This is a genomic window from Hymenobacter qilianensis (genome assembly GCF_014489555.1).
Classification (GTDB): domain Bacteria; phylum Bacteroidota; class Bacteroidia; order Cytophagales; family Hymenobacteraceae; genus Hymenobacter; species Hymenobacter qilianensis.
Map to the genome: position 1 here is coordinate 115,935 of NZ_CP060784.1, position 25,018 is coordinate 140,952.

Below are 25,018 nucleotides of genomic sequence, written 5' to 3' on the forward strand. Positions count from 1 at the left end.
GCAGCCAGCACAAAAAAGCCCCCACCCTATTCTTCCTTCATTACATAGCCCATTCCTACCAACGTGTGAATAAGCTTGGGAGAAAAATCCTTGTCAATTTTCTTGCGCAGGAAGTTGATATACACGTCAATAACGTTGGACCCTGTATCAAAGGATGTTTCCCAAACCTGCTCCAGAATATCGACCCGCGACACCACCCGCTCCTGGTTGCGGAGCAGGTATTCCAGCAAAGCAAACTCACGGGCCGTTAACTGAATAGTCTGGCTGGCGCGCTGCACCAGCTTGCGGCCCGGATCCAAAGTCAGATCGGCTAGGCGCAGAACAATTTCCGGTGATGGGCTCTCGTGGCGCCGCCGCACTAAGGCCCGAATCCGCGCCAGCAACTCCTGAAAGGCAAAGGGCTTCACCAGATAGTCGTCGGCGCCGGCATCAAGCCCCCGAATCTTATCATCCGTTTCGCCCAGCGCCGTCAGCATCAGAATAGGAACCGCAGAATTTTGGGTGCGCACCTGCCGACACACGTCTAAGCCGTTGAGGCCAGGCAGCAGATTATCCAGAATCAGCAGATCGTAAGGCTCAGCCAAAGCCCGTCGCAAACCAGTTGGACCGTCGGTTGCTACCTCTACGGTATGCTGCTGCTCAGTTAAGCCTTTTTGTAAGAAGGCCGCAACTTTAGGCTCATCTTCTACCAACAAAATTTTCATAGACAAGTATACGAACCGCCTTTCAGGAACAAAGATTTGCCCCCAAGTGGCTCTTATTGAATGGTGGAAAGCTGCTTCTGACCCGCTTCTTATCAAAGCCAAAAAACTTTAGTGATGTAAATCCGTAACTACCCGGAATTGTTAAGTACAAAATTTTATTATAAATATTTAACTATTTCTTGATATAGAATAGAATGCGAATTACTTTTACTATATAGTACTAAATAAGCTTGTCATTTTTACAGTTTCGCCTGCTTTTTGCTCCTGACTTTCATTCTTATTCACTGTCCCTCCTCTAGAACACACCACTTTTTTTATGATCCGTCCCCTCTACGCGTTTGCCATACTACTACTTAGCGGCATAACATCCTGTGTTTCAACCAAGGACATCAGCTATTTACAGGACTCCGATTATTCCGGCACTCAAGCCAAAGCAATAACCAATGAGCGTCAAGAGTACAAGCTTGCGACAAATGATGTACTGAACATTACGGTGCAAAGCGCACAGCCCGAACTGACACAGGTGTTTAATCTGAATACGGGCCAAGGAAACTTTATCAACGGTGACCCTGGCTCCCAGTATACAAACGGTTATGTTGTTGATGCGGGGGGCAATATTACGCTACCCACTGCTGGTCGACTGCCTGTTCGAGGGCTTACGGTATCAGAAGCCCAGCGCGTCATCCAGAATGCCGTAAATAACTATGTACGGGGCGCAACTGCTTCGGTTAAATTGGTCAGCTTTAAAATCACCGTATTGGGTGAGGTCCGCAATCCTGGCTACTTCTTTATCCAAAACCCACAGGCTACCATATTGGAAGCCTTGGGCCTCGCCGGTGATCTTACCCCGTTAGGCAACCGTCGCAACGTTAAATTGATCCGTCAGACCCCAACAGGCTCAGAAGTAGTATTGCTGAACCTTACCAAACCGAATTTGCTTTCCTCACCATACTACTACCTGCAGCCAAACGATGCAGTATATGTCGAGCCAGAGTCTGCGCTCACCCAACGGGCTAACCTCACCAACCTAAGCCTGGTATTCGCGGGCTTAACTACAATAGCCGTAATAACAAACTTAATTATATCTGCGAACAGGTAATATAAGCTTACGACAGCCTATGCTCTGCTGAACTATAGCGGCATAAACCCATAGTACGTACCTTGTATATAAACGCAGGCTTTTCCCTTTTCAGTTACCCAGATGAACAAGCAGGAATCTTCGGATGAGCTGAACCTGAGCAATTTGCTCTTCAAATTTGGTCGCTATTGGTATCTTTTCGTCATTATACCAATCGTGTTGCTGGCTGCGACTTGGCTCAAGGTTCAGACCACGTCACCAGTATACCGTTTTCACTCCACCATTCAGCTGGCCGATCGGGCGACGCCCGGCTCGCGCAATGTTCAGGAAAGGCTTACACCTACTGAAAGCCTGAATAACCTAACCAGTGTCGAAGATGAGATAAGTGTGCTTTCCTCTGCTTCGCTGGTACAGCAAACCCTCAAAAAGCTTGACTTTGAAGTATCTTATTTTGACGTTACCAACTCATTTCTCAATAAGCTTGGCGACTTAAAAATCCAGGAGCATTATCAGGATGCCGGCTATACAGTAAAGCTTGATACAATTGCCCCCAGGTAACCGGAGTGTCTCTATTTCTGGAGCTGCGCCCCGATGGATTTTATCATATTCAGGGCGAGGCAGATAAAGCATACCTAACGGATATGCGCACGGGTACCGTGCTGGAAACCATCGACGACTTTACTATTAACGAAGTAGTACGTCCCGGTCAACTGTTACGCACGCCACACTTAACTCTTACCATCACACCAACCGATTCCGTTAGGTCGTTACCCAAGGTAGCTAAGCGCTATTTCGTTATTAATCATCCGGATGCGTTGGTTGGTGAATATCAGGGCAAGTTGATTGTAGAGCCTACGGAGCGTTTTGCTCGAGTACTACGGCTCACCAGTAAAGGATCTGTAGCAAGTAAGGAAACGCGCTTCCTGAATACCCTCATGGAAACGTATGTGCTCAATGATCTGGTTGATAAAAACCGAAAAGGCAGCAAGACCTTTGAGTTCATCGAGTCACAGATTACGAAGGTTGCCGATTCTCTACGGCGTTCAGAAGCCGCGCTTGCCTCCTTCAGAGCTTCGCGCGGCATGGTTGACGTTGGCGTTCAATCAAGCTCAGGCATAGGTAAGATTAGCGAGTTAGAGAGCCAGAAGGCCCAATTATTGGCTACCCGGCGCACATATGAAAGCGTTTTAAGCGCTCTTCGTACTAATTCGAGTGAAGAGGCAGTTAGCACATGGGCAAGCGCAGGCGTTAATGACCCAGTACTCGATAACCAACTTAGCGACTTGGCACAGCTTACCAGCCAGCGTGCTGGTTTGGCTGTAAGTGCGAATGATGATAACCCAGTATTGCAGGCATTAGACAGCCGAATCCAAAGCCGTCGGCAGTCACTCCAGCGCAGTCTTGGAGGCCTGATACGCTCTTCCGATGCAACACTTGCTGATATAACCAATCGCTTGGCTTCCATCAAAACGGCCATTAATCAGATGCCGGAAAATGAGCGGCAGATGGCTCGTTTACGCACCCAAAGCACTCTGAATGATCAGAACTATAACTTCCTAATGCAGAAGCGGACAGAGGCAGCCTTGATGCTGGCGACGAACGTGAGCGACAAGAAAATAGTAGACCGCGCTCAATTGTCTGATAGTACCCCGGAAAGTCCCAAAGGCAAACAATTGTACATGTTTGCCGTATTGGCTGGGCTAATGCTTCCTGCTGGCTTTCTTCTGTTGCGCGACCGCACCGCTCAAACTGTTCAAAGTGCTGATGAGCTCAAGCGCGTTACAAATGCTCCATTCCTGGGTCTGATAGCCGATGCTGGTCGTAAAATCCGGTTGGCCCGGATGGAGATGCCGCGCTCCGCTGTTACAGAATCATTCCGGACTGTGCGTGTAAATCTGCAATATGTAGCGGCTGGCCCTGATCGACGTGTTATTGGCTTTACCTCCTCGACTTCCGGTGAAGGCAAGACATTTTGCTGCACCAATTTGGCTGCCGAATTAGCTCTTTCCGGCAAACGCACTATTCTGATCGAGACGGATATGCGTAAGCCTACTGTAGCGGGCTACTTTGGTTTCGACTCCCGTCATGCAGGCTTGTCTTCTTACTTGAATGGAGAATGCTCTTTGGCTGAAGCCATACAGCAGCCTGATATTCCTAACCTGACGATTCTAGCTGCGGGCCCCATACCTGAGAATGCGTTGGAGCTGCTGGAAATGCCACGCATGGCTACACTGATAGCTGAGTTGCGTAAATCATATGATTATGTAATTGTGGATGCTCCTCCTTTGGGCCTCGTATCGGAGTATTATATTCTGAATCAATACACAGATGTAACGATCTTTGTAGTTCGTCATCGTTATACACAGCGCAATATGCTATCGCAAGTACAGGATTTGGCTCAACGCCAAACCGGCAACCAGCAGCTTTATGTATTACTGAACGGCGTTAATTTCTCATCTACTTACGAGTACCGCTATAAGCGCGAATCGGCTTACTACACAGCTTAAATTCGCCATGCGTAACTGTCGAGCTTGACAGTTTTGCTCCAAGATTTCCTGTGTCAATGAGCCAGAATCTATCCTCACGTATCCTGCACAGCATTAAATGGACCACGACGGCCACCTTCGCGATTGCCGCGATGCAGGTAGGCTACAGTGCCTTAATGTCGCGCTTGCTTACTCCGGCCGATTTTGGCTTAGTTGGTATGGCTGGAGTTGTATTAAGCTTCGGCAGCTATTTCGCTCAAATGGGCTTGGAACAAGCCCTAATTCAACGTACCGAGTTAAGCGATGATGATGTACGGGTAGCCTTTACAGTTTCGGTTCTGCTAGGAATTACTTGTACTACAATACTCTGGTTTGCTGCTCCTTTAGTCCCACTCTATTTTAAGAACCCCCACGTCGTACCAATTCTACAGGTAATGGCGGTAAGCTTGTTAATTACTGGCCTATCGGCTACGGCTGTTAGCCTGCTCAAGCGTCGTATGGCCTTCGAGACACTCAGCAAAATCGAGGTCGCTTCCTATATAATTTCTTATGGCGGTGTAGGCTTAGGAATGGCGTTTCGGGGTCATGGTGTCTGGAGTTTGCTGGGAGCAACGATTACTCAAGGCATCTTATTAGGTATACTGGCTTATTGGAACGTCCGTCATAGCATACGCCCACTTTTTAATTGGAGTGTTTTTAAACCACTATTTGCCTTTGGTGGTAAAGTTTCAGTTATAAGCTTTCTGGAATTCCTTGGGGCCAATCTGGACCAGTTATTCATTGGCCGATTGCTGGGTGTGCGCATGGTTGGTATTTATAACAGGGCATTTATGCTGGTGTATTTACCCGTGCACAACATGACGACGAGCATAGCGCGGGTATTATTGCCAGCCTTCAGTACACTACAAAATGATCGTAAGCAATTATGCCAGTCTTATCTAACTACCCTTTCTCTTACTAGCTACATAGTATTACCTACATGTGTGGGAATAGCCACTACAGCCGAACCTTTGGTTCGGGTAATGCTCGGTGATCAATGGCTGGAAGCAATTCCTATCGTTAAGATCGTAGCCTTTGTTGTAGGGCTAAACATGCTTTCTACTTTTGGAGGCATTTTATTTGAATCACTGGCAGATCTCAACTTCAAGTTGGGTTTACAAGGCAGTTATGTAGTAGTTCAGGCATTGCTAATGATCTATGCTAGTCGATTCGGGCTGATAGGGCTGACGGGGGCTATGTTAGTGGGGGAGGTACTACGTCATATAGCTTATCTAGTAGCAGGTAGGCGTCTTCTAAGTTACTCTTTATTCGATATTGTATCGACTTACTTACCAGCTGTTGTAACTGCCTTAGTGGTAGGATCAGCTTCTTATGGGCTCACAGTACTCTTTACAGGTTCGGGAGTACCAGCCTTGGTGCAATTGCTGGCTCATATATTGCTTTGTGCATTTTTACTAATTGGGATGCTAACGGTTGGCATCAATCGTCCTATCCGCATGCAACTCGATGAGCACGTATTGAGCAAGCTTAGCTTTTTACGACATGCCCGTCCTTTTAGCCAGATGCGCTTGACGGTGGCTAAAGTACGGCTACGGTTAGCTCAGGTAATTCAACGCAAGCTTTTAGGCTCTATAGTAGGTAACTTGCCTGGTACCGCTTTGCGTTCTTTGGAAGAAGTGTGGGGTTGGGAGGCTGTTAAGCCACATGTGCGCACGATGCGCACCTTGTCATTACCTACTACTCAATACTATAGTTTTCCTGAACATTATCCGCCCTACTTCCGACGTCATAAATCATTTGAAGCACGGCTGGCATATTGGCTTTGCGATGTATGCGTAGCTCCCGCCAACGGGCTGACCTGGCTTCCAAACGTTGACTACGTATTATCTGAAAGCATTGGTGATGTACGCCGACTTATGGGCTGGGGCAATATAATGCCACACTTACACTTGCTACACACACGCCGTCCTACTCAACTCACTGAGACCGGCTTAGTAGTAGCAGCTGCACCTTCTCCATATTTTCACTGGCTTTTCGAGACCCTCCCCAACCTGCTTACCGCATTGGAGATAGCTCCTGATGTGCGAATTCTGGTTCCCACACATTACCCTGTATTTGTACGTCAAGCATTAGCGTTGCGACTAGGCGACAGCTTTAGTCAAAAAACTATTGTAGCTGACGAGCCTGTGCGCATCCCCAATTTGCTCCTGTTGCAAACCGAGGTTGATGCAGGCTTTGTGCCTCCCATAGCAGTGGATATACTGCGAACTACCTATATTCCGAACTACGAACAGTTGCCTTCTGGCCATCGTGATATTTATATTTCACGGCGTTATGCACCTAGAAGAGCTATGGCCAACGAAGTAGAACTTGAAAATGCTCTGCGTGAACGGGGATACGAAATAGTCTACTGCGAGAAATTAAGCTTTGCAGAGCAGATAAATTTATTTAGTCAAGCTAGAACAGTAGTTGCTCTTCATGGTGCGGGACTTAGTAATATAACTTGGTCCCCAAAGGGCTTCGGGTACTGGAGGTGTTTCCAAATGGTTATTTCAATGACTGTTATGCACGCTTGGCCATTCAGCTTGGGTTTGATTATAGCTATGCTACATGTGGGCAGGTTCAGGGCAAAACTGCTTCCGGTACGATTTCGGTAGCAGATGTATTAGCGCGCCTACCAACTCTAGCGCCTCAAGTGTCAGGGTTTGCACCTGTTCTTCAGTAAGCCTGTATGCTTAGGGCTATAACTTTAATTTGTTGTACTTAATGAAACCTAATTACTCTGTTCTGATTAGCAGCACTGATAGCTACTCCGATTGTTGGGTGCCCTTTTTTACTCTGTTCAAAAAATACTGGCCGCATTATCAAGGTAGAATATTCCTTAGCACTGAAACTAAAGACTTCTCCTTTCCTGGGCTAGATATTACATGTACGCGGGTAGCGCGCTTTACAGGAAGCGCTAATACCCCCCATGGCGAGCGTTTGCTAGAAGCTTTTAAGCAAATTGATACAGATATCGTCGTGTATTTACATGAGGACATGTTTCTAGACCATTTTGTATCGGAAGGAAAGGTACAAAAGTTTGCAGATACCATGCTTGAACACCAAATGACCTATATAGGCTTGGTAGAAAGTGGAAATCAAGGTCCATTTCATCAAAGTGAATTCCCTGACTTGTGGGAGGTTGATCATTCTGATTCGTATTTATTTAGTGCGATGGCTTCAATGTGGAATATCAGGCGCATAGCACGCTATTTTCGCGCTCATGAAAATCCATGGCAGACAGAGTTTTACGTCAACCGCCGGGTCAAACCTACTAAGGAGCGCTTCTACACTATTAATCGTGATCTTTATTCTTATCCTGACCGCGCCATTATGCCATTTGCTCCTGTCACAGGAATTTACAGGGGCAAATGGCACCGGGATGCAGTAGTAGAATTGTTTGCGGCAGAGGGATAGAGGTTGATTATTCTCTTCGGGGCTTTTATGCGCCCGGTATTGACGACGTAGATCCACCGAAGGAGCTTTCATTTAAAAAGCTGGTGTCAGTTGTTAAGTCTAGAATATGATGAATATTGTTACTAGTCTTTGCGTAGACGATACCACAACGCCAGGATCACTGTATCCACAGTTATTAAATATAAGCGCTAGTAAGCGGCGACAAGTGTACTGGCAGTGTGTGGCCGTATTTTTTGCAACATCTATTCGCTGCAATCCAAAAGCTAAACACATCCTTTACACAAACGATCAGGAATTAGCTACATGGAACGGCGTTGACTTTCGCGAGTTCTTAAATACTATAGGAGTAGAAATTAAACTGCTAGCCTTTGAAGCGTTTCGACCTCCAGAGCACTTCACTACAGAATTCCGAAACGCTTTTTACAAGCTCGATGTGCTTCGCGCTTTGTCTCATCCGGATGCGGGGCAATATAGTCTGCTCCTAGATTCAGATTGTGTTTGGACTCGGCCCGATCCAACGCTTACCCGTTTAGTACAGAGTGATGTTCTTTTGCTCTTAGATGCAGAGCCTAAATCATTGCCTGACACGAAAATACATGGACTAAGCCGCCGCGATATGGGCGACTTATACCGAGAACTCGATCCGGACTATCCAGTCGCTTCACCAATCCACTTTGGGGGTGAAATCATTGGTGGTAGCCGTGAGCGTTTAGCAGAGGTGATACAGGAACTTAGCAAAAATTGGGATCAAATAGTACGAGATTATCCTACTTCTCCACCCACTTTTCGCAATAACCGCAACATCTTTGATGGTGATGAGTACATAAGTAGTTTCGTGTACAACCGTCTGCCTCGTCCTTGGGCCGACGCCAGCCCTTATATTCGACGTATTTGGACTAGCTACAGGAATACAAATGTGCGCCCTTCAGATGCGTCACTTTCGCTGTGGCACCTTCCTAATGAGAAAACACAGGGTTTGCCTGTGCTTAGTCGCAGAGTAGTGAATCGTGATTCCCAATTCTGGAAATTGCCCCCGAAGCACTGGCAGACTACTTAGGTAGCTACCTCGGGGTTCCGCATCCTGTTTGGCGACCACGTCGTCTTCTCACCTTGGCTACCAAACTTCCACGGCTATTAATAATTGCAAAGCGGTTTCTCAATCGATCTGCTCCTGCTAGCTGAACCTTTTACTATTGACGTGTCCTGCGATGAGAATCGGACTTTCTACCCCTATAGATGTTGATGCATTACGGCCTTACTTAGATGTCGCTGATGCTGTTATCCCTAGTGGTATGGGGGCAGTGCCATCACTCCATTAATCCAGGGATTACTCGAAGCTGGTCACCAAGTATCTGTTTATTCATTAGATCCAAAGGTTACAACTCCAGTAGTACTACGTGGTTCTCAGCTGACAATTTATCTGGGCCATTTTCGGCCGCGTGCACGTCAGCGTTGTCCAGATCTGTTTAGGCAGGAAGGGAAGGAATTAGCCCGGTTTATTCATCAGGATAAGCCAGAAATTGTTCATGCCCACTGGGCTTATGAATTCGCATTAGGAGCACTGATGAGTGGTTATCCTCATCTAATCACTCTCCATGACAATCCATGGGTGGTTTTACGGTATGTCCCTGATGCTTATCGGGTGGTTCGTCTCTTGCTTAAACTACGGATCTTACGTTGGGGAAAGAATTTCACTGCTGTCTCACCGTATATAGCTGAGGCACTAAAGAGTAAGAATCGCCATCCAATCGTAGTGCCTAATGCGGTTCGCCCAGCTCCAGGAGGCCCTCGTTCATTTCCAACTGGTCCCCGACGGCGTATTATCTCAATGCAAGCGGAATGGTCGTCATTGAAGAATGTAGACACAGCCCTACTTGCATTTCGCGAGGTGCGCCAACGTCTGGGTTCAGACGTTGAGTATTGGCTGTATGGCCCCAACTATGGTTTAAATGGACAAGCTCATCAATGGGCTAAAGCACATGGGGTAGCTGAAGGTGTACACTTTGCAGGGAAAGCTACACACAATGAAATAATTACCCTTTTGCCTGATTTCGACGTAATGCTTCATCCATCACGTGAAGAATCTTTTGGAATGACCTTAGTAGAAGCAATGCAGGCTGGGGTTCCAGTAATAGCAGGAGCTAAATCGGGAGCAGTTCCTTGGGTACTTGATTATGGAAAGCATGGAATACTTACCGATATCAATTCGCCTGCAGCAATAGCGGATGCTTTGTGTCATTTACTGACTCAGCCCCAGCTGTATGAAAAACTAAGTAGAGAAGGAATCACAACTGTGCAGGAGAGGTTTTCGATACCTATCGTTACTGCGGCCTATGAACAGCAATACCGCCGGATACTTGGTCAAATTGCCCCCCAGGCTGTATCTACATTGTCTTACTAGTCTCGCTGATTACAGCTACCACTATGAAGCTACGTTATCGACTTTTATACGCTATTCCACTGTTGGCTATATTAATATTAGACGTTATTTTCTCAACTCTGATTACTGGGCGCATAGAGGTGGATGAGTTTGGAACTTCGGCTCCATCGCCACTTGATGGGTATCCTGCTTTAGTTATTGCCGGTTGCGTGCCTCTAAGTATTCTTTTGTATAAGTACCTGACCGGGATAGCTCGCTACGTATTCTGGTGTGCCCTAGCAGGTGTAGCCTTTCTGATGGCCGAATCGTACTTACGTTATGGTGTACCAGCGGTATATCCGCATGTGTTTCAGAAAATATTGGTGCTGTTTACCTTACCTGCTATGTATGGGGTATACAGAATAATTGGACGTATTACACTAGCAGATCTGATAAAAATGATCTGGGTAGCTCTAATTCTTAATGTGAGCCTTTTCAATCCTGAGGCTCTCAGTATGGGAGCTTTTGTCAATCACGAGCGAGGATTGGTGGCGTCGTCTGTTTATCTATTGGTTTTACCCTTGCTCTACCACTTTAATACATACCTGCAAACGCGCAAACTATTACAACTAGTACTGTTTTTTGTGGTTGCAACTGCCATCCTATTTTTTCAGCACCGAACCGTCTGGGTTGTATCCGTTCTTACTTTAACTATTAATGTTGCTCTGTTAATTCGTGCAGCTAGGCATCGTCTAAGTTTCAAGGCTTTATTACCTCTAATAGGCATTCCTATCATATTCTTACTCTTAACGCTGACTACGTTGGCAGTATCAAATCCTAAGGTACTAGCCAAGATATCCTCGAATATAGCTGACATTGAAAATTACGATAAGCAAGGTACAGGAGGATGGCGAGCCGCACAGGCAAAGTCTTACTGGCCTTTTATTGTTGATAATCCAATAGCCGGAATGCGGTTTAAAGGATTCGAGCTACCTATTCAATTCTATGATCCTGACCAACCAACCCTGGTAGTATTCCCTGATGGCCATGGTCACTTTTTACATAGTTTCTACATCGATGCTCTGTTCTATCTCGGGATAATAGGATTAATACTTTTATCCATGCCTCAGTTATACGCGCTTTTACAACTGCTAAAAGGCCCTGGCATGGACCCTGAAACCCTAACATGGAGCCTTTTCTTAGGGACTAGTTTGGTATATGGCTATTCGTACAGTCTACCTCCATACTTTTATGGCTTAGCTGGTTTCGCCTTTAATCGCATAATGACCTTAGCTGAACTTGCCTCTAATACTACATCTGAAAATCAGATTTCTACCTCTGTCAGTAGTCCTTCTCAGAGTACCCCAGCCGTTCCCCTATCAGCTTAATTCATGCTCGTCAACGCTTCAACTGGTTCTACCGATGCGACGAACGGTTCAATACCTCGTACGGCAGTTTTGTTTTTGGTCTTCAACCGCCCGGATGTAACGGAGCGTGTGCTGGCTGCCATTCGTGCTGCACGTCCACCCCGTTTATATATTGCCGCTGACGGTGCCCGGGCGGATCGGCCAAGCGAGGCGATTGCCTGTGATACGGTGCGTCGTCTGATAGAAACAGGCGTAGATTGGCCTTGTACAGTAAAAACACTTTTTCGGGATCAGAATCTTGGGTGCCGTCGAGCAGTGAGTACTGCCATTGATTGGTTTTTTCAACACGAGGAAGCAGGTATCATTTTAGAGGATGATTGCTTACCCCACCCCTCCTTCTTTTCTTACTGCGAAGAATTGCTTGACCACTACCGTGATGATACACGAGTAATGCACATAAATGGCAGCAACATCATGCGGGGTTGGGTCAAGGACCCTGATTACTCTTATTATTTCTCTCGCCATTCTGCTATTTGGGGATGGGCTAGTTGGCGTCGGGCGTGGCAGCACTATAATGTTGCTACCCCCTTGCTGCCCGAAATTCATAGCAAAAACTATTTATGGCGGCATTTCTTTAATCCCTTAGAAGCGCGCATGTTGTTACGTCCATTATGGGCGACACACACAGGTAAGCTTGATACTTGGGATTACCAATGGTCTTTTGCGCTACTTATTCAATCAGGCCTAAGTATCATGCCTGCCGTAAACCTAATTAGTAATATTGGCTTTGGAGAGGACGCCACTCATACAGTAAATACTTCCCACCCATTAGCTAATCTACCAACTGAGCAAATCCCTTTGCCCTTGCGGCATCCTAGCTTTGTAATTCGTGACACCGTTTCAGACTATCGGGAGCTACGTAGTACACTTCGCAATAAGATATTGGCTCGCTTGCGTTCCGTTACTACTTTATTATAAGCATGACGATGTTGTATATAACTATAATGCAACTGTTACTACAAAGTAAAATAATTACTATTGATTAGAGGAAGGAGATAGCTAATATGGTGTGTCCATCAGATTACGATATTTTTTGTTTAAAGCTCCTTATTGTTTTGAGCATTTAGCCTACTGCATAACATGCTCCCCCTACTCTCCCTGCACCGAAAATACTCCATATTTTACATTCTCTATGCTTTAGTGGTGCTGAAGTGATGCTTCGGCTGGCAGCTCCCACTATACAAGCTCAGGGTTTTGAACAGCATATGCTGGCCGACGGCGCCGTAGTAGGTGACTATGCTCCTACTTTGCGAGATGCAGGGTTCATAGTACATCACCGACCTTATAACAATTGGTCAATAGTGCATTTATGGCGCTTATACTGCTTTTTAAGGCAACACCAGTTTTCGGTAGTCCATAATCATACTGAACAAAATTTTTTTTGGTATCTCCTAGTAGCACGATTAGCACGTGTCCCTCGCCTTGTGTCTACTATACACAATAACTTTGTCTTCCGTGGTCAAGTACGCTGGCGTCGTAGCACTTACCGCTGGATAGCACGACGCTTATTCGGAGCTACTTTCACCGCTATCGGCCCTTCAGTAGCTCAAGTTGAAGCCCACACTTATTATAATCCTACTGTTCTGGTACCTAATTGGCTAGACGAGCAGCGTTTCATACCTGCCCATAACGCAGCAGAACGAGCAGAAGCGCGTCAGCATTTCGCTATTCCCACGGATGCCGTAGTTATAATATCAGTAGGTGGCTGCTCTGCTATTAAGAATCATAAAGTCGTTTTAGAGGCATTGAAAGCCTTACGACCAAGGGTAGCCCAACAGTTGATTTATCTACATGTAGGCGAAGGAATTACCCACGCAGCGGAGCAGCAGCAAGCACACCAGCTAGGAGTAAGCGATGCTGTAAAGTTCGTGGGCCAAACGCATAACGTGCGTCAAGCTCTATTAGCTGCTGATATTTATGCAATGCCCTCCTTGTTTGAGGGACTAAGCATCTCGCTCCTTGAAGCATTAAGTTGTGGCATACCCGCCGTGGTATTTGATGTATATGGGCAGCGCGACTTGGTAATTGAAGGTCAAACAGGCCGCTGTGTTCCTACGACTACTGAAGCATTCACAGATGCTTTGCAGGAATTGATTGAGCAACCTATCCTTCGCCAACGTTATGGCAAAGCTGGCCGTGCATTTGTTCAGCAGCACTATTCTATGCACGACTCTCTTTCTAAACTGTTACGTCTTTATGGATCTTCAGTTAAAAAAGATGCTTTACTAATTCAGTCAACTATACAGAATTAGTTGGCTTGATAAGCCTGTCTTCCCTCGTTTGCTTCTACTATGCTTCACATTGTTATTCCCGTTTTCAATCGCCTCTCGTTCACTTTAGCGTGCCTAGACTCACTACGTAAGCAGACTGATCAAGATTTTAAGGTAGTGATAGTAGACGATGGTTCTACAGACGGTACTGCGGCCGCATTAAATGACAAGTACCCTGAAGTGAAAGTGCTTACCGGCACCGGATCTTTATTTTGGACTGCTGGTGTAAATCTAGGCTTGCGTTATGCCTTGGATCAAGGAGCCACTTGGCTGATGACGATGAATAATGATGTTGTCGTCTATCCTGATTTTGTAGCCAACATGATGAAGGCGGCAAATAGCCGCCCACCTGCGCTTTATGGAGCGTATGAGTTAGATGCTGTAACACAAGAGCCTATCTATAGCGGAGGCTGGCTGAACTGGCGCACTGGCAGCTTTCGGCGCCTACTAGATGACGTGGCTCCGGATCAGCGTCGGGGGCAGTGGCCTAGTCAAAACTTACCTGGACGCGGCTTACTAATTCCGCGTGTCGTATTTGATCGGATTGGTTTGTTTGCGGCTGATATTCTTCCGCATTACTATGCTGATTATGATTTTACGCACCAAGCTCGTCTAGCTGGCTTTGAGGTTTACTTAAACTTTGACGCTCGTTTGGGTACGTATCCTGAAGAAAGCGGTGACCAGCATAATCGTAAGCGAAAGAGCTTGAGAAATTATTATAACCACTTATTCAGTATCAGAGGCGGGGCCAACTTGCGCGACTTTACTCAGTTTGCCCGGCGTAACTGCCCACCGCTTTATCTTCCGCTTTTCTTGGCTAACGGATATATGCGCAGAATTCTCGGATACTGGCTCTAACGCAGGGTTTTAAACCTGATAAGCAGGAAAAAAAGCCCCCACAGGCTACACTGTATTACAAAATACAGTGTAGCCTGTGGGGGCTTTTTTTCCTGCTTATCAGTCTATTTTCAAATTCTTGGCACTTAACATCTAAAATACCATACAGTCATCAGCTAATAATTATATTAATAAATACAGATACTACATATTTAGCCATGCAAAACTCAATACACACTATTATTGGAATGTTCATAAAAAAATAATTTTGTACTTATTATATATGATCGGTAAATAAACCGGATCTCAACATAAAATTTTAATATTTCCAAGTATGTAGATGCAATTCTCTTAATTAATCACCAAAAATGTTCAAAAAATATCGGCCTTATTATTGCAAAACAGGGTTTCTATCATTTATATTTATAAAATGGTTGTTCATAACTGACTGAATAAATATAAATGACAGCATTTACCTCTTTCTACTACTATAAGAATATTTACTATGTATACCTACTTATGATAAGCATGGTACAATTCTATAAATCTTGCAAAGGGGCATTTCAATTAGATTTTGTATAACATTCGGTGAGGCTCAATCCTCTCTAACTTACATTTTGAACGAAACATCTGGAGATAAATTAAACTCAAACTAATGAAGCGATTCTACTCTAAAGCTTTCATCAATTGGCTGTCCTCTGCATTCGTACTGCTATTGATGCTAAGTCCGGGTTCCTTACCAACCTGGGCACAATCCACTGAGGTTATTTATAGTGGCCCGATCTCCATTACCAGAGGCGGAACATACAGTGGAAACTGGCGGAGCCTAGACTCTAGGACACCTGCTATCTCTATCGAGACGTCGGAGCCAGTGATTATTGAGAACTCAAATATTCAAAGCGCGGGCATCCTGATAAGAGCACACCATCAGAACAACGATGTTACTATTCGTAATACACGTGGTCTTGGTCTAAAGCCTTCTATGGACAATGTGCGGCAAGGGCGCTTTTTTGATGCAAGCAATTTCAAAAATGCCCACTTAGAGCACAACTATATGGAGCAAACCTCTGGTATCTACTTAGCTAGTTACGTAGGGGACCGGAGCAGTAAGCAAACTATTAAAGTACTCTATAATCAAGCACGTAATATTGATGGCCGGTACCGCAACGGTGGTAAAGAGTTTGTGCAGTTTGTACAATTTAATGGCTTACAAGGCCTACGCGGAGTTGAGATTGCTTGGAACGAAATCATTAATACTCCTAACGAAAGTAGCGTTGAGGATAATATCAACTTTTATAAGTCGAATGGTACTGCCGATAGCCCTTTCTTAGTACACGACAACTATATTAAGGGAGCCTATCCTATACCTGCCACTGCAAACAGCTATTCAGGTGGAGGAATCATGCTCGGTGATGGAGATCCAACGTCCCTAGCTGAATCTAGTGGCTTTGTCAAATGCTACAATAACCAAGTGGTAGGAGTATGTAATTATGGTATTGCTGTCGCAAACGGCCATGATATTGAGATCTACAACAACCGTGTAGTATCTAGCGGTTATATTGGAGATCAATATTTATACTCCTCTAATGTAGGCATTTACACTTGGAATAGTACGACCAGTATTGATACTGATGCTTACTTCTTCAATATCTCAGCACACGACAATCAGGTTGGCTATGTAAAAAAAGGTCATTGGGAGGATAGAAATGATTTGTGGTTCCGCAACATTCACTACAGTAAGAATAATACCGCACTACCTAACCCTGTTACTCTTCAGACTGAACAAGCAGAGTGGACTTCTTGGCTAGAGAAGATTAAGAGCCAGAATATAACGCCTGGGCTAATTGTAAAAGCCCCTACGCCCGCACCGAATGTGGCCCCGAGCATAGCGCTGATGGCGCCCACCAATAACCTGGCCTTGCCGCTGGGCCAGACCCAGCTGCTGACGGCCACGGCCACGGATAGCGATGGCTCGGTGCAGAAGGTGGAGTTCTTTCAGGGCAGCGCCAAGCTCGGGGAAGTAACCGCCGCCCCGTATCAGCTCAACTGGACTGCCGCCACGGCCGGCACGGTCGCCTTCACGGCCCGCGCCACCGACAATGCCGGGGCTACCACCACAAGCGCCACGGTCACCGTCACCGTCAATCCTGCCCCGGAACCAGCCCCCACCCCGGCGCCCATTTTTGCACCTGCGCCCACGGCTCCAGCCAATGCTGCTTTTTATCGGGGAATTAATATTAATGGTAACTCCCTCACACTTGATGGCAATAAGTGGGAAGCCAGCAGCAGCGCAGCTAATGTAAATATTGAAGGAGAGTACTTCTCAAACCAGAACGTTACGCTCAATCCATCAACTGATGCGGAACGCACTCAGATGATTCGCTCATCAATCGGAAGCCGGAATGCAGGTATTGAGTTTTCGAATGTTTCTAACGGTAACTATTTCGTATACTTATACATATGGGAAGATAATTTCTCCATACGTTTCAACGTCAGTGTACAAGGCCAATTAGTTCAGAGTGATGTTGTGAGTGGGTTAGCTGGTAGCTGGACTCGCTTAGGACCATATGCGGCGGCAGTTACCAATGGTCAGTTGAGCATTAATGCTACAGGTACTGACAACGCAAATATCTCAGGGGTAGAACTATGGAAATCTACTCTTGCGCCAGCCCCCGCTCCAGCTCCTACGCCCGCACCGAATGTGGCCCCGAGCATAGCGCTGATGGCGCCCACCAATAACCTGGCCTTGCCGCTGGGCCAGACCCAGCTGCTGACGGCCACGGCCACGGATAGCGATGGCTCGGTGCAGAAGGTGGAGTTCTTTCAGGGCAGCGCCAAGCTCGGGGAAGTAACCGCCGCCCCGTATCAGCTCAACTGGACTGCCGCCACGGCCGGCACGGTCGCCTTCACGGCCCGCGCCACCGACAATGCCGGGGCTACCACCACAAGCGCCACGGTCACCGTCACCGTCAATCCTGCCCCGGCGCCTACGCCAGAACCTACTCCTACTCCGGCACCTACTCCTACCCCGGCACCTGCCCCAACGCCGACACCAACACCCGCTCCTGCCATAGCGCAGCTATATCGGGCGATAAATATCAATGGTGGGGCAATTACACTGGACGGTAATAAATGGGAAGCCAGTACTGGAGCAACTAATCTGCAGATCAGCGGCACTTTATTCTCTAACCAAAATGTCAAGCTGCGGTCGAACCCTGATGCTACTCGTGCGCAGATGATTCGCTCATCAGTGGGGGGCAAAAACGTAAAAGTGCAACTGGCTAATGTGCCTAACGGAGTCTATAACATATATGTGTATGTATGGGAAGACAACAAACCAGAGCGTTTCAGCTTAGCACTCAACAATAAGACTGTCTTAACTAATTATAATAGTGGTACAGCTGGCAATTGGGATAAAATAGGTCCTTTAGCGGTTACGGTTTCTGATGGATTTATTCGACTAGCGAGTTCTGGTGGCGATGCCAACATCTCCGGTATCGAGGTTTGGACCACTCCCGGCAGTACACCAGTTCCGAGCAGCACACCAACTACTCTAGCTACTACGAACTCGGTTTCTACCCAATCATTTCCTAATCCTTTTGAAGATGTAGTAACTATTCAAACCCAGCTGAAAACGGCTGAAACGATGAATGTTGCGCTCTTTAATCAAGTTGGTCGCCTAATTGAGAAACGGAGCATTAACTTCAGTGCGGGCGTTGCTCAAAGCAGTATCGACATGAGTTCTCTAAATCTGCCTACCGGCCGATACTACTTGATGTTCATGTCAGGAAGTTTGTCAGGCAAAACAATCAAATTGACCAAGTGACTTTCTTTCCTCATCAAACAGAAAAGCCTGACCTAAATGGTCGGGCTTTTCTGTTTGATACCTACCATGTGTGGACGGCAAATGAGATTACGGTTATGATTCGAATAGGCTTAGCAGGCAGAACTATATAACTGAATTTTTATCCGAATGTACAAGCCCGTTATATGCATTTTGACGAGTTAAATTCATAAAATCATTTTCTGAAGCTCTTGTAACCATGCAGCATAAATCGCTAAGGCATATCTGTTTAACTGTCCATAAATGGATTTACAACGCAATAAATTAATTTAATTTTTACATTAATTTATTGCACTTTAAAATTTTGCAAGTACATTTATTGATAATTGATTACAACAGGACTATATAGTTTCCTCATCTGTACATGAAAAGGGCTTTAATAACCGGTATCAAGGGTCAGGATGGCTTCTCCCTAGCCGAGTTACTATTAGAGAAAGGCTATGAAGTGCACGGAATCAAAAGACATGCTTCCCTGTTCAGTTACGAGCGAGCAGATGTGTCGTACCAGGCTGGTTGTCTGAACAATGTCAGTTTCAACTTACATTATGCTGACCTGACTGATGCCGCTACGCTCACGCGACTTATGCAAGAGATTCAGCCAGATGAAATCTATAATCTCGGGGCTGTTTCCTATATGAGCGCCCCATTCGAGACACCGGAGTATACTGTGGAAGTTAATAACCTTTGTACGCTACGAATTTTGGAAGCTGTCTGCGCAACCAATTTAGTTAACAGCGTACGCATCTATCAAGCGGCGGCTCCACAAACAAGCAATGCATTACAGCGGCAAGCTGAATCGAAACCCAAATCTCAGCATACTTCTTTCCCTTACATCACCACCAAGCTTTCATGTAGCCAGCTGATTGCTAAATATCGGGCGGCTAATGGGCTATACGCTTGCAATGGCTCCTTATTCAATTATGAGATTCCGCGTCGTGGCGAAACGACACTGATTCACAAAATTATTCAGGGATCTGTTCGTATTGCCTTAGGGTTGCAGGGCACGTTGTATCTCGATTCGCTTGAAGCGCGTCATGATTGGGGTTACTCTCAGGATTATGCAGAAGCTATCTGGCGCGTGTTGCAGCAGGAAACACCCGAAGATTATGTTATCGCTACTGCTGTTATGACTACCGTGCGTGAATTTGTACGCCTGACTTTTGCCGAATTAGGAGTTGACCTCGTGTTTCAGGGCGATGATGCTGGGGAGGTTGGCTACGTAGCAACCTGTCATAACCACGACTTTGCTTTAATGCCTGGCCAGACTGTTGTTGCAATAGATTCAGCCTATTATCGTGCCCACACCGTAGAACCATCATTGGCAGAAGCCAGCAAGTCTCGGCGGCAATTAGGATGGAAACCTCGCCACAATCTCCACTTGTTGGTGCAAGAGATGGTTCAGCATGACTTACGTCTCTTCAGTCGACAGACTTCCTTGATTAAATCTAGTCAGCAAGCGCTGCTTCAACCCAATTAATACACTGCCTCTTCTACCCAACCTCACCATTCTTTTCTTTCGCTTTACGTTTTTCCGATGGAGTTATCTGCCAAAATATATATTGCCGGTCACCGCGGCATGGTTGGCTCGGCCATTGAACGCCGCCTGCGAGCTGCGAACTACCAAAATTTGGTGACGCGTACTTCTCAAGAGCTGGACCTGCGCGACCAAGCAGCAGTTGCAGATTTTTTTGCCAATGAACGTCCAGAGTACGTTTTTTTGGCTGCCGCTCACGTGGGGGGCATTTATGCGAATAGCACCTATCCCTCCGATTTTCTTTATGATAATCTGATGATTCAGGCTAACGTGTTGCAGCAGAGCTATGTGCATCACGTTCAGAAGCTACTGTTTTTAGGTTCATCGTGCATCTATCCACGCCTGGCATCGCAGCCATTGCGTGAAGAATACCTGCTTTCCGGTCCTTTGGAGCAAACGAACGAGCCATATGCCATAGCCAAAATTGCCGGTGTGAAGCAGTGCCAGGCATATCGTCGGCAGCACGGCTGTTCGTTTATCTCGGCTATTCCCACGAATATTTACGGCCCTCACGACAACTACCACGCACAAAACTCGCACGTGTTACCCGCGTTGCTGCGCAAGTTTCACGAAGCCCGCATAAACGAGTCGCCTACGGTCGAAGTATGGGGAACTGGTACGCCCCGCCGCGAATTTCTGCACGTGGATGACTTAGCTGACGCCTGTCTTCACCTTATGCTACGCTACGATGGCTCGGAACCCATTAACGTAGGTACCGGCGAAGACATCTCCATTGCCGACTTAGCTCGCTTAATTCAGCGTATCACCGGTTACCGTGGAAAGCTTCGCTTCAACGCCTTAATGCCCGACGGAACACCCCGCAAAATACTGGATGTCAGCAAGCTAGCTGGCATGGGATGGCGCGCTTCAACCCCGCTCGACAAAGGCTTGGCTGCTGTTTATGCTTTGGCAGAGTGGGAGTCGGAACATCAATCGATGGGCGAATCGGTATCTACAAATTAGCCGTATCCATTCGCAAAAAAGCCCCCAGAAATTATCTGGGGGGCTTTTTTAATATGGTATGATTAATTAACCTTTTTGACTATATGCTATATGGCTGATAATAAACTGTTTACGCTTTCTAAGTATTTCTTTTTGGAGTAACGGTCTAATAGGCGCAATCTTGACTCATCAATCGAAGCATGACTCAAACTGAGTACTTCTTTTAGAGCTTGAGAAAAAGAATCAAAATTATTTAGTTCATATTGACCTGCCCTCACATCATGTGACAAGATCTCGGCCACGGCTGTATTGGCAACATAACAGACTGGAGTATTCAAGAAATAAGCCTCAATAGCAGGAAGCCCAAATCCTTCCATTTCAGATGGAAAAATTAGAGCGCGTGCCTTCCGAATAGTATCTACAAACTCAGCGTTGCTCAATCTGGATTTCAGCGTCACTCCTTTCATTGCATGGGCCATTTGTGTGACACCTGACGTAAAGTTTCCAACCATATACAAAGGCGGGACTTCCGACTCTACCGTTTGTAGTTGCTGCCAAAGCTGCAGAAATTGCAGTGTACATTTATGTGGCTGATCGGAGGCTAAATGCAATACATAATCACCTTTATCAGTCTGACTTGCAGGGGATAAATCTTCAAAATCTGAAGCCTCATAAGTCACATGGATTTCTGGAACTGCAATACTATATCGGTCAGCAAAGCTGAGAATCTGCTGCTTTGCATTCTGCGATACAGTAAGAATATGATCGCTCCGACGAATACTGGCTTTCATAAGTCCTAGCCAATAGGCTAAATCTAGGCGAGAGCGGGTTTCCGGGTAATGATCTGCATAGTGCTGCAGTAGGGTATCATGCATAATGCTGACCACTACTCCTTTGGGCTTACTCACATATGATATATAGCCCTTTGGATAAAGCCATATATCTGGCTTTAATCCGCTCAGAAAAAGCGGATGCAAATTATCAGTCAGGATTCGGGAAGCTTTTCCTCCATCAGTACGCCAAGGCAGAGCGTGCCGGTTTACATCCTGGTGCTCAAATTGAAAGGATGATTCGGATACAATCTGTGAAAGAGAATAAGCTGGCATTCCTACCAGACTTCCCATCAAGGTTTTAGTTATCGTTGTAATCCCAAGGCTGCGGTCACGATGCGGATTTTGGTCCGCTAAGTAAAATGCGATTTTTTTCATTTAAAACCTTAAGAGCTACGGCAGAACACAGTTTATTGCCTACTCTGCCGCAGTTAAATATTGACCTACAAGAATTTGTAAGCTCGCTTAATTGCGTGCACGATACACCGATTGCACTGGGCGACCCACCAAGTACTTATCAATTCCTTCATCCAGAGCCCGACGGTAAACCCCCAAGGCCTCATGCACGCGCTCAACAGTGGTGTCTACTACGGCTGGTGTATGGGAATAGCTGATTACAAAGGATGGCAGCAGCAATCCACGACGCAGCGTTTCTTGCAGGAAAAGGGTACGAAAAGCCTGCGAGGGCTGCCCTTGCGCATCGCGAGAACCATAAAAAAGGCAGCAGCTTTGCCCAAAAATAGGCACGTTCTCCTCTAAGCTATGATCGCGAACGGCGGCTAGTAAGCCCTGCCGCAACCGCTCGCCCTGCTCATTGAGATGCGCTATTACGGGCTCCTGCCGGTATATCTGCATTACCGCCCGAGCAGCCGCAAACGAATGCGATTCGGCACCATACGTTGTGGAAAGCAGGAACACCCGGTCCCGGTCTTTCTGACGCAAGCCACCTAATTCCATCAGCTCACGCCGGCCAGTGAGAGCTGCAATCGAGAAGCCATTGCCGAGCGCTTTGCCGAAAGCGCTCAAATCGGGTCGTACACCGTGCACTCCCTGTCCGCCGCTTATATGGGAGCGAAAACCTGCTACTATCTCGTCGAAGATCAGCACTACTCCGTGTTGGGTACAGAGCTCTCGAACGGCTTGCAGATAGCCCGGAAGTGGTGGCATATCGCGCTCCACTTCCATGATGGCCGCCGCAATCTTATTAGGATGGGCCGCAAATAAGGCCTCTAAAGAAGCAATATCATTGTAGCGGAAGTGCAGTGACTGTTCGCGTACGGCTTGTGGAATACCCGCGCTAATGGCTGTAGTGCCAATAAACCAGTCATCGACTGAGAAGAATGGATGATCAGCACACACGGCTATCAGGTCGCGGCCCGTGTAGGCGCGAGCCAGCTTGACGGCGGCGCTAGTAGCGTCAGAGCCATTTTTGGTAAACTTAACCATGTCGCCGGCCTGCGTCAGGTCCAGAAATTCCTCGGCGGTTGCAAGCTCCAGGGTAGCGGGTCGGCCAAAGTTTACCCCCCGCGTCATCTCGGCCTGCGCCGCAAGCACTACCGGCGCATATGCATGCCCTAGCGTGACGGAGCGCAGACCCATTCCATATTCAATAAACTCATTGCCATCTACATCCCACACCCGACAGCCCTCACCCCGCTCGATGTACGGCGCCATATGCTCCGGAAATTGATCATCTCCTTTTGCATACGTATGGCTGCCACCAGGAATTACGGCGTGAAAGCGCTCCTGTAGGGCTTTTGATGCGGCGAAGCTCGGCTCGGCGTGGCTACGGCTCACAGGCGTGACGACAGGGTTGGAAGATGAGTTCATAGCAGATGATACGTAGCAACAAGCAAATAATTTTCTAGTGTCTTACCTATTCGACGCGGGCGAGCAGGTCGCAGGCCACCAAAGCAGCGGCCGCGCGTGCTATCAGCGCGTAGGGCAAGCCCGATTGCTCCGCTATAGCAAGCAAAGAATGTTCTTCGTCGGAAAGGTTGAGCAACCACAGGAGCGCCATCTGCCAATCAGCGCCTTCTGTGCCACCGCCAACACCTTTGTAAAGCCCCCGACGGCCTAGTTGAGGCTCGCCATACGGACTTAGGTTACGGTATCGTCGATTAGTATCGAGCACGTCGCAGACTTGGCTAAATAAATCAATGGCTTGGCTCAGGTGCTCGGGGCGCACAAAATCGAGATTGTCGGCGGAGGTGTGATACTCGGCAAACTCCCCGAAAGGCGTGCGCGAAAGACAACCGACAGGCAGGTTAAAACCCGGTGAGCAATATTGGCGCTCATCGTAGCCGTAGGGCGAAAAGGGGCGTATCTCGTGCGGTAAACGCGAATCACGCAGTACCACGGCCACAGCCCGATCAACATCGGCGGCACCGCGGCGCGATTTCTTGTAGGTGAAATTGCTAGGACCACCCAGCAGGGTAGCAACCAGTCCATGCTGGATGTGCTGAACGGTTTCAGTGTTCCGGCTTAGCCACGTAATTGAGCCAATAGTGCCGGGAATAAATACAAACCGATAGGAATACTGACGCGGCTGCTCCGCTAAGTGCCGAGCCAGAAACGTAGCCACTGCCATACCCGAAAGGTTATCATTGGCCAGCGACGGATGACAGCAATGACAGGAGATTAATACTTCCTCCTCGCTGCTACCAAGTAGAAATAATTCCCCATACGTCAAGGCACCTGCTGTGTCCAAGGTGCTATCAATACAGACCTCATAGCGACCTTCCGGCAGTGCCAAGCGGTCGTGGTGGGCAAGACAGAAGCCCCAGTTGGGTTGATAATACGAGGTGCGATACGGTATCAGGTCGGGCTGATCGGGCAGCGAAAACAAGTGCTCCTCTAGTTCAGCACGCGTAAACCAACCTTGTACAGGCGTGCTGTAGTTGAGCACATGCAGGTTATGCTGCCGAAAATCAATAACCCGCTCCCCTTGCTCATTCTTCACCCAAGCATCCCTAATATTCCATTCGGCCGGCACGGTCCAGTCGAGAGCGGGCGTACCGCTGGGCACTTCATGAATGACCAGTTCGGGCAGATACTCGCGCAGGATAGCCAACGTTTCGCGCACGCCATTGCCGGTAATGCTGCGGCAAATGGGAAACAGCCGCTCCATCAATCCAAACGGCGTGCTTGGCTGCTCAGCGCCTTCCACCACAGCTGAGGAGGCCTGGGGGGCTTTTTTGGAGAGTGGAGAAGTCATGCGCAGAAACAGCAAACGTAAGTTGAACGCT

At 47.1% G+C, this 25,018-nt stretch carries 18 protein-coding genes; 14 read left to right on the plus strand and 4 right to left on the minus strand.

Annotated elements, in window-relative coordinates; genetic code table 11:
- Window positions 1–26: 26 nt before the first annotated feature.
- Complete coding sequence (locus H9L05_RS00535; protein WP_187732590.1) at window positions 27–704, minus strand: response regulator transcription factor; 678 nt, start codon at window positions 702–704, stop codon at window positions 27–29.
- A 316-nt stretch (window positions 705–1,020) separates the two neighbouring features.
- On the opposite strand from H9L05_RS00535, the gene H9L05_RS00540 reads away from it, so the two are divergent.
- From H9L05_RS00540 to H9L05_RS00610, 14 genes are all read left to right on the plus strand, one after another.
- Complete coding sequence (locus H9L05_RS00540) at window positions 1,021–1,803, plus strand: polysaccharide biosynthesis/export family protein (protein ID WP_223284642.1); 783 nt, start codon at window positions 1,021–1,023, stop codon at window positions 1,801–1,803.
- A gap of 102 nt (window positions 1,804–1,905) precedes the next feature.
- Complete coding sequence (locus H9L05_RS00545) at window positions 1,906–2,340, plus strand: Wzz/FepE/Etk N-terminal domain-containing protein (RefSeq protein WP_187732591.1); 435 nt, start codon at window positions 1,906–1,908, stop codon at window positions 2,338–2,340.
- An 83-nt stretch (window positions 2,341–2,423) separates the two neighbouring features.
- Complete coding sequence (locus tag H9L05_RS00550) at window positions 2,424–4,289, plus strand: polysaccharide biosynthesis tyrosine autokinase (RefSeq protein ID WP_187732592.1); 1,866 nt, start codon at window positions 2,424–2,426, stop codon at window positions 4,287–4,289.
- Between the two features lie 56 nt (window positions 4,290–4,345).
- Window positions 4,346–6,925, plus strand: coding sequence for an oligosaccharide flippase family protein (locus tag H9L05_RS00555; RefSeq protein WP_187732593.1), 2,580 nt, complete (start codon window positions 4,346–4,348; stop codon window positions 6,923–6,925).
- A 109-nt stretch (window positions 6,926–7,034) separates the two neighbouring features.
- The gene (locus H9L05_RS00560) at window positions 7,035–7,727 is read left to right on the plus strand and encodes a hypothetical protein (protein ID WP_187732594.1); all 693 of its coding nucleotides are present in this window, start codon (window positions 7,035–7,037) and stop codon (window positions 7,725–7,727) included.
- 220 nt (window positions 7,728–7,947) lie between these two features.
- On the plus strand, window positions 7,948–8,784 hold the full coding sequence (locus H9L05_RS00565; protein ID WP_187732595.1) for a hypothetical protein: 837 nt from the start codon (window positions 7,948–7,950) through the stop codon (window positions 8,782–8,784).
- A 261-nt stretch (window positions 8,785–9,045) separates the two neighbouring features.
- Window positions 9,046–10,128 (plus strand): glycosyltransferase family 4 protein, encoded by a 1,083-nt coding sequence (locus H9L05_RS22835; protein WP_223284875.1) that lies wholly within the window; start codon window positions 9,046–9,048, stop codon window positions 10,126–10,128.
- A 23-nt stretch (window positions 10,129–10,151) separates the two neighbouring features.
- A complete protein-coding gene (locus H9L05_RS00580; protein ID WP_187732597.1) occupies window positions 10,152–11,474 on the plus strand; it encodes an O-antigen ligase family protein in 1,323 nt (440 codons plus the stop codon).
- A 3-nt stretch (window positions 11,475–11,477) separates the two neighbouring features.
- Complete coding sequence (locus H9L05_RS00585) at window positions 11,478–12,431, plus strand: glycosyltransferase family 2 protein (RefSeq protein ID WP_187732598.1); 954 nt, start codon at window positions 11,478–11,480, stop codon at window positions 12,429–12,431.
- A gap of 233 nt (window positions 12,432–12,664) precedes the next feature.
- Window positions 12,665–13,765: a glycosyltransferase gene (locus H9L05_RS00590; RefSeq protein WP_187732599.1), complete on the plus strand. Its 1,101-nt coding sequence runs from the start codon at window positions 12,665–12,667 to the stop codon at window positions 13,763–13,765.
- A 39-nt stretch (window positions 13,766–13,804) separates the two neighbouring features.
- Window positions 13,805–14,641, plus strand: a complete 837-nt coding sequence (locus H9L05_RS00595) for a glycosyltransferase family 2 protein (protein ID WP_187732600.1) — start codon at window positions 13,805–13,807, stop codon at window positions 14,639–14,641.
- A 1,033-nt stretch (window positions 14,642–15,674) separates the two neighbouring features.
- Entirely contained in the window at window positions 15,675–18,446 is a 2,772-nt protein-coding gene (locus tag H9L05_RS00600; RefSeq protein WP_187732601.1) for an Ig-like domain-containing protein, read from the plus strand.
- Window positions 18,447–18,828: 382 nt separating this feature from the next.
- Window positions 18,829–19,941, plus strand: coding sequence for a GDP-mannose 4,6-dehydratase (locus H9L05_RS00605; protein WP_187732602.1), 1,113 nt, complete (start codon window positions 18,829–18,831; stop codon window positions 19,939–19,941).
- 57 nt (window positions 19,942–19,998) lie between these two features.
- Window positions 19,999–20,961, plus strand: coding sequence for a GDP-L-fucose synthase family protein (locus tag H9L05_RS00610; protein ID WP_187732603.1), 963 nt, complete (start codon window positions 19,999–20,001; stop codon window positions 20,959–20,961).
- An 86-nt stretch (window positions 20,962–21,047) separates the two neighbouring features.
- Here H9L05_RS00610 and H9L05_RS00615 read toward each other — a convergent pair whose 3' ends face one another.
- The 3 genes from H9L05_RS00615 to H9L05_RS00625 form a co-directional block, all read right to left on the minus strand.
- Window positions 21,048–22,148, minus strand: coding sequence for a glycosyltransferase (locus H9L05_RS00615; protein ID WP_187732604.1), 1,101 nt, complete (start codon window positions 22,146–22,148; stop codon window positions 21,048–21,050).
- An 87-nt stretch (window positions 22,149–22,235) separates the two neighbouring features.
- Complete coding sequence (locus H9L05_RS00620) at window positions 22,236–23,600, minus strand: glutamate-1-semialdehyde 2,1-aminomutase (protein WP_187732605.1); 1,365 nt, start codon at window positions 23,598–23,600, stop codon at window positions 22,236–22,238.
- Between the two features lie 46 nt (window positions 23,601–23,646).
- Complete coding sequence (locus tag H9L05_RS00625) at window positions 23,647–24,987, minus strand: DUF4910 domain-containing protein (protein ID WP_187732606.1); 1,341 nt, start codon at window positions 24,985–24,987, stop codon at window positions 23,647–23,649.
- Window positions 24,988–25,018: the final 31 nt, after the last annotated feature.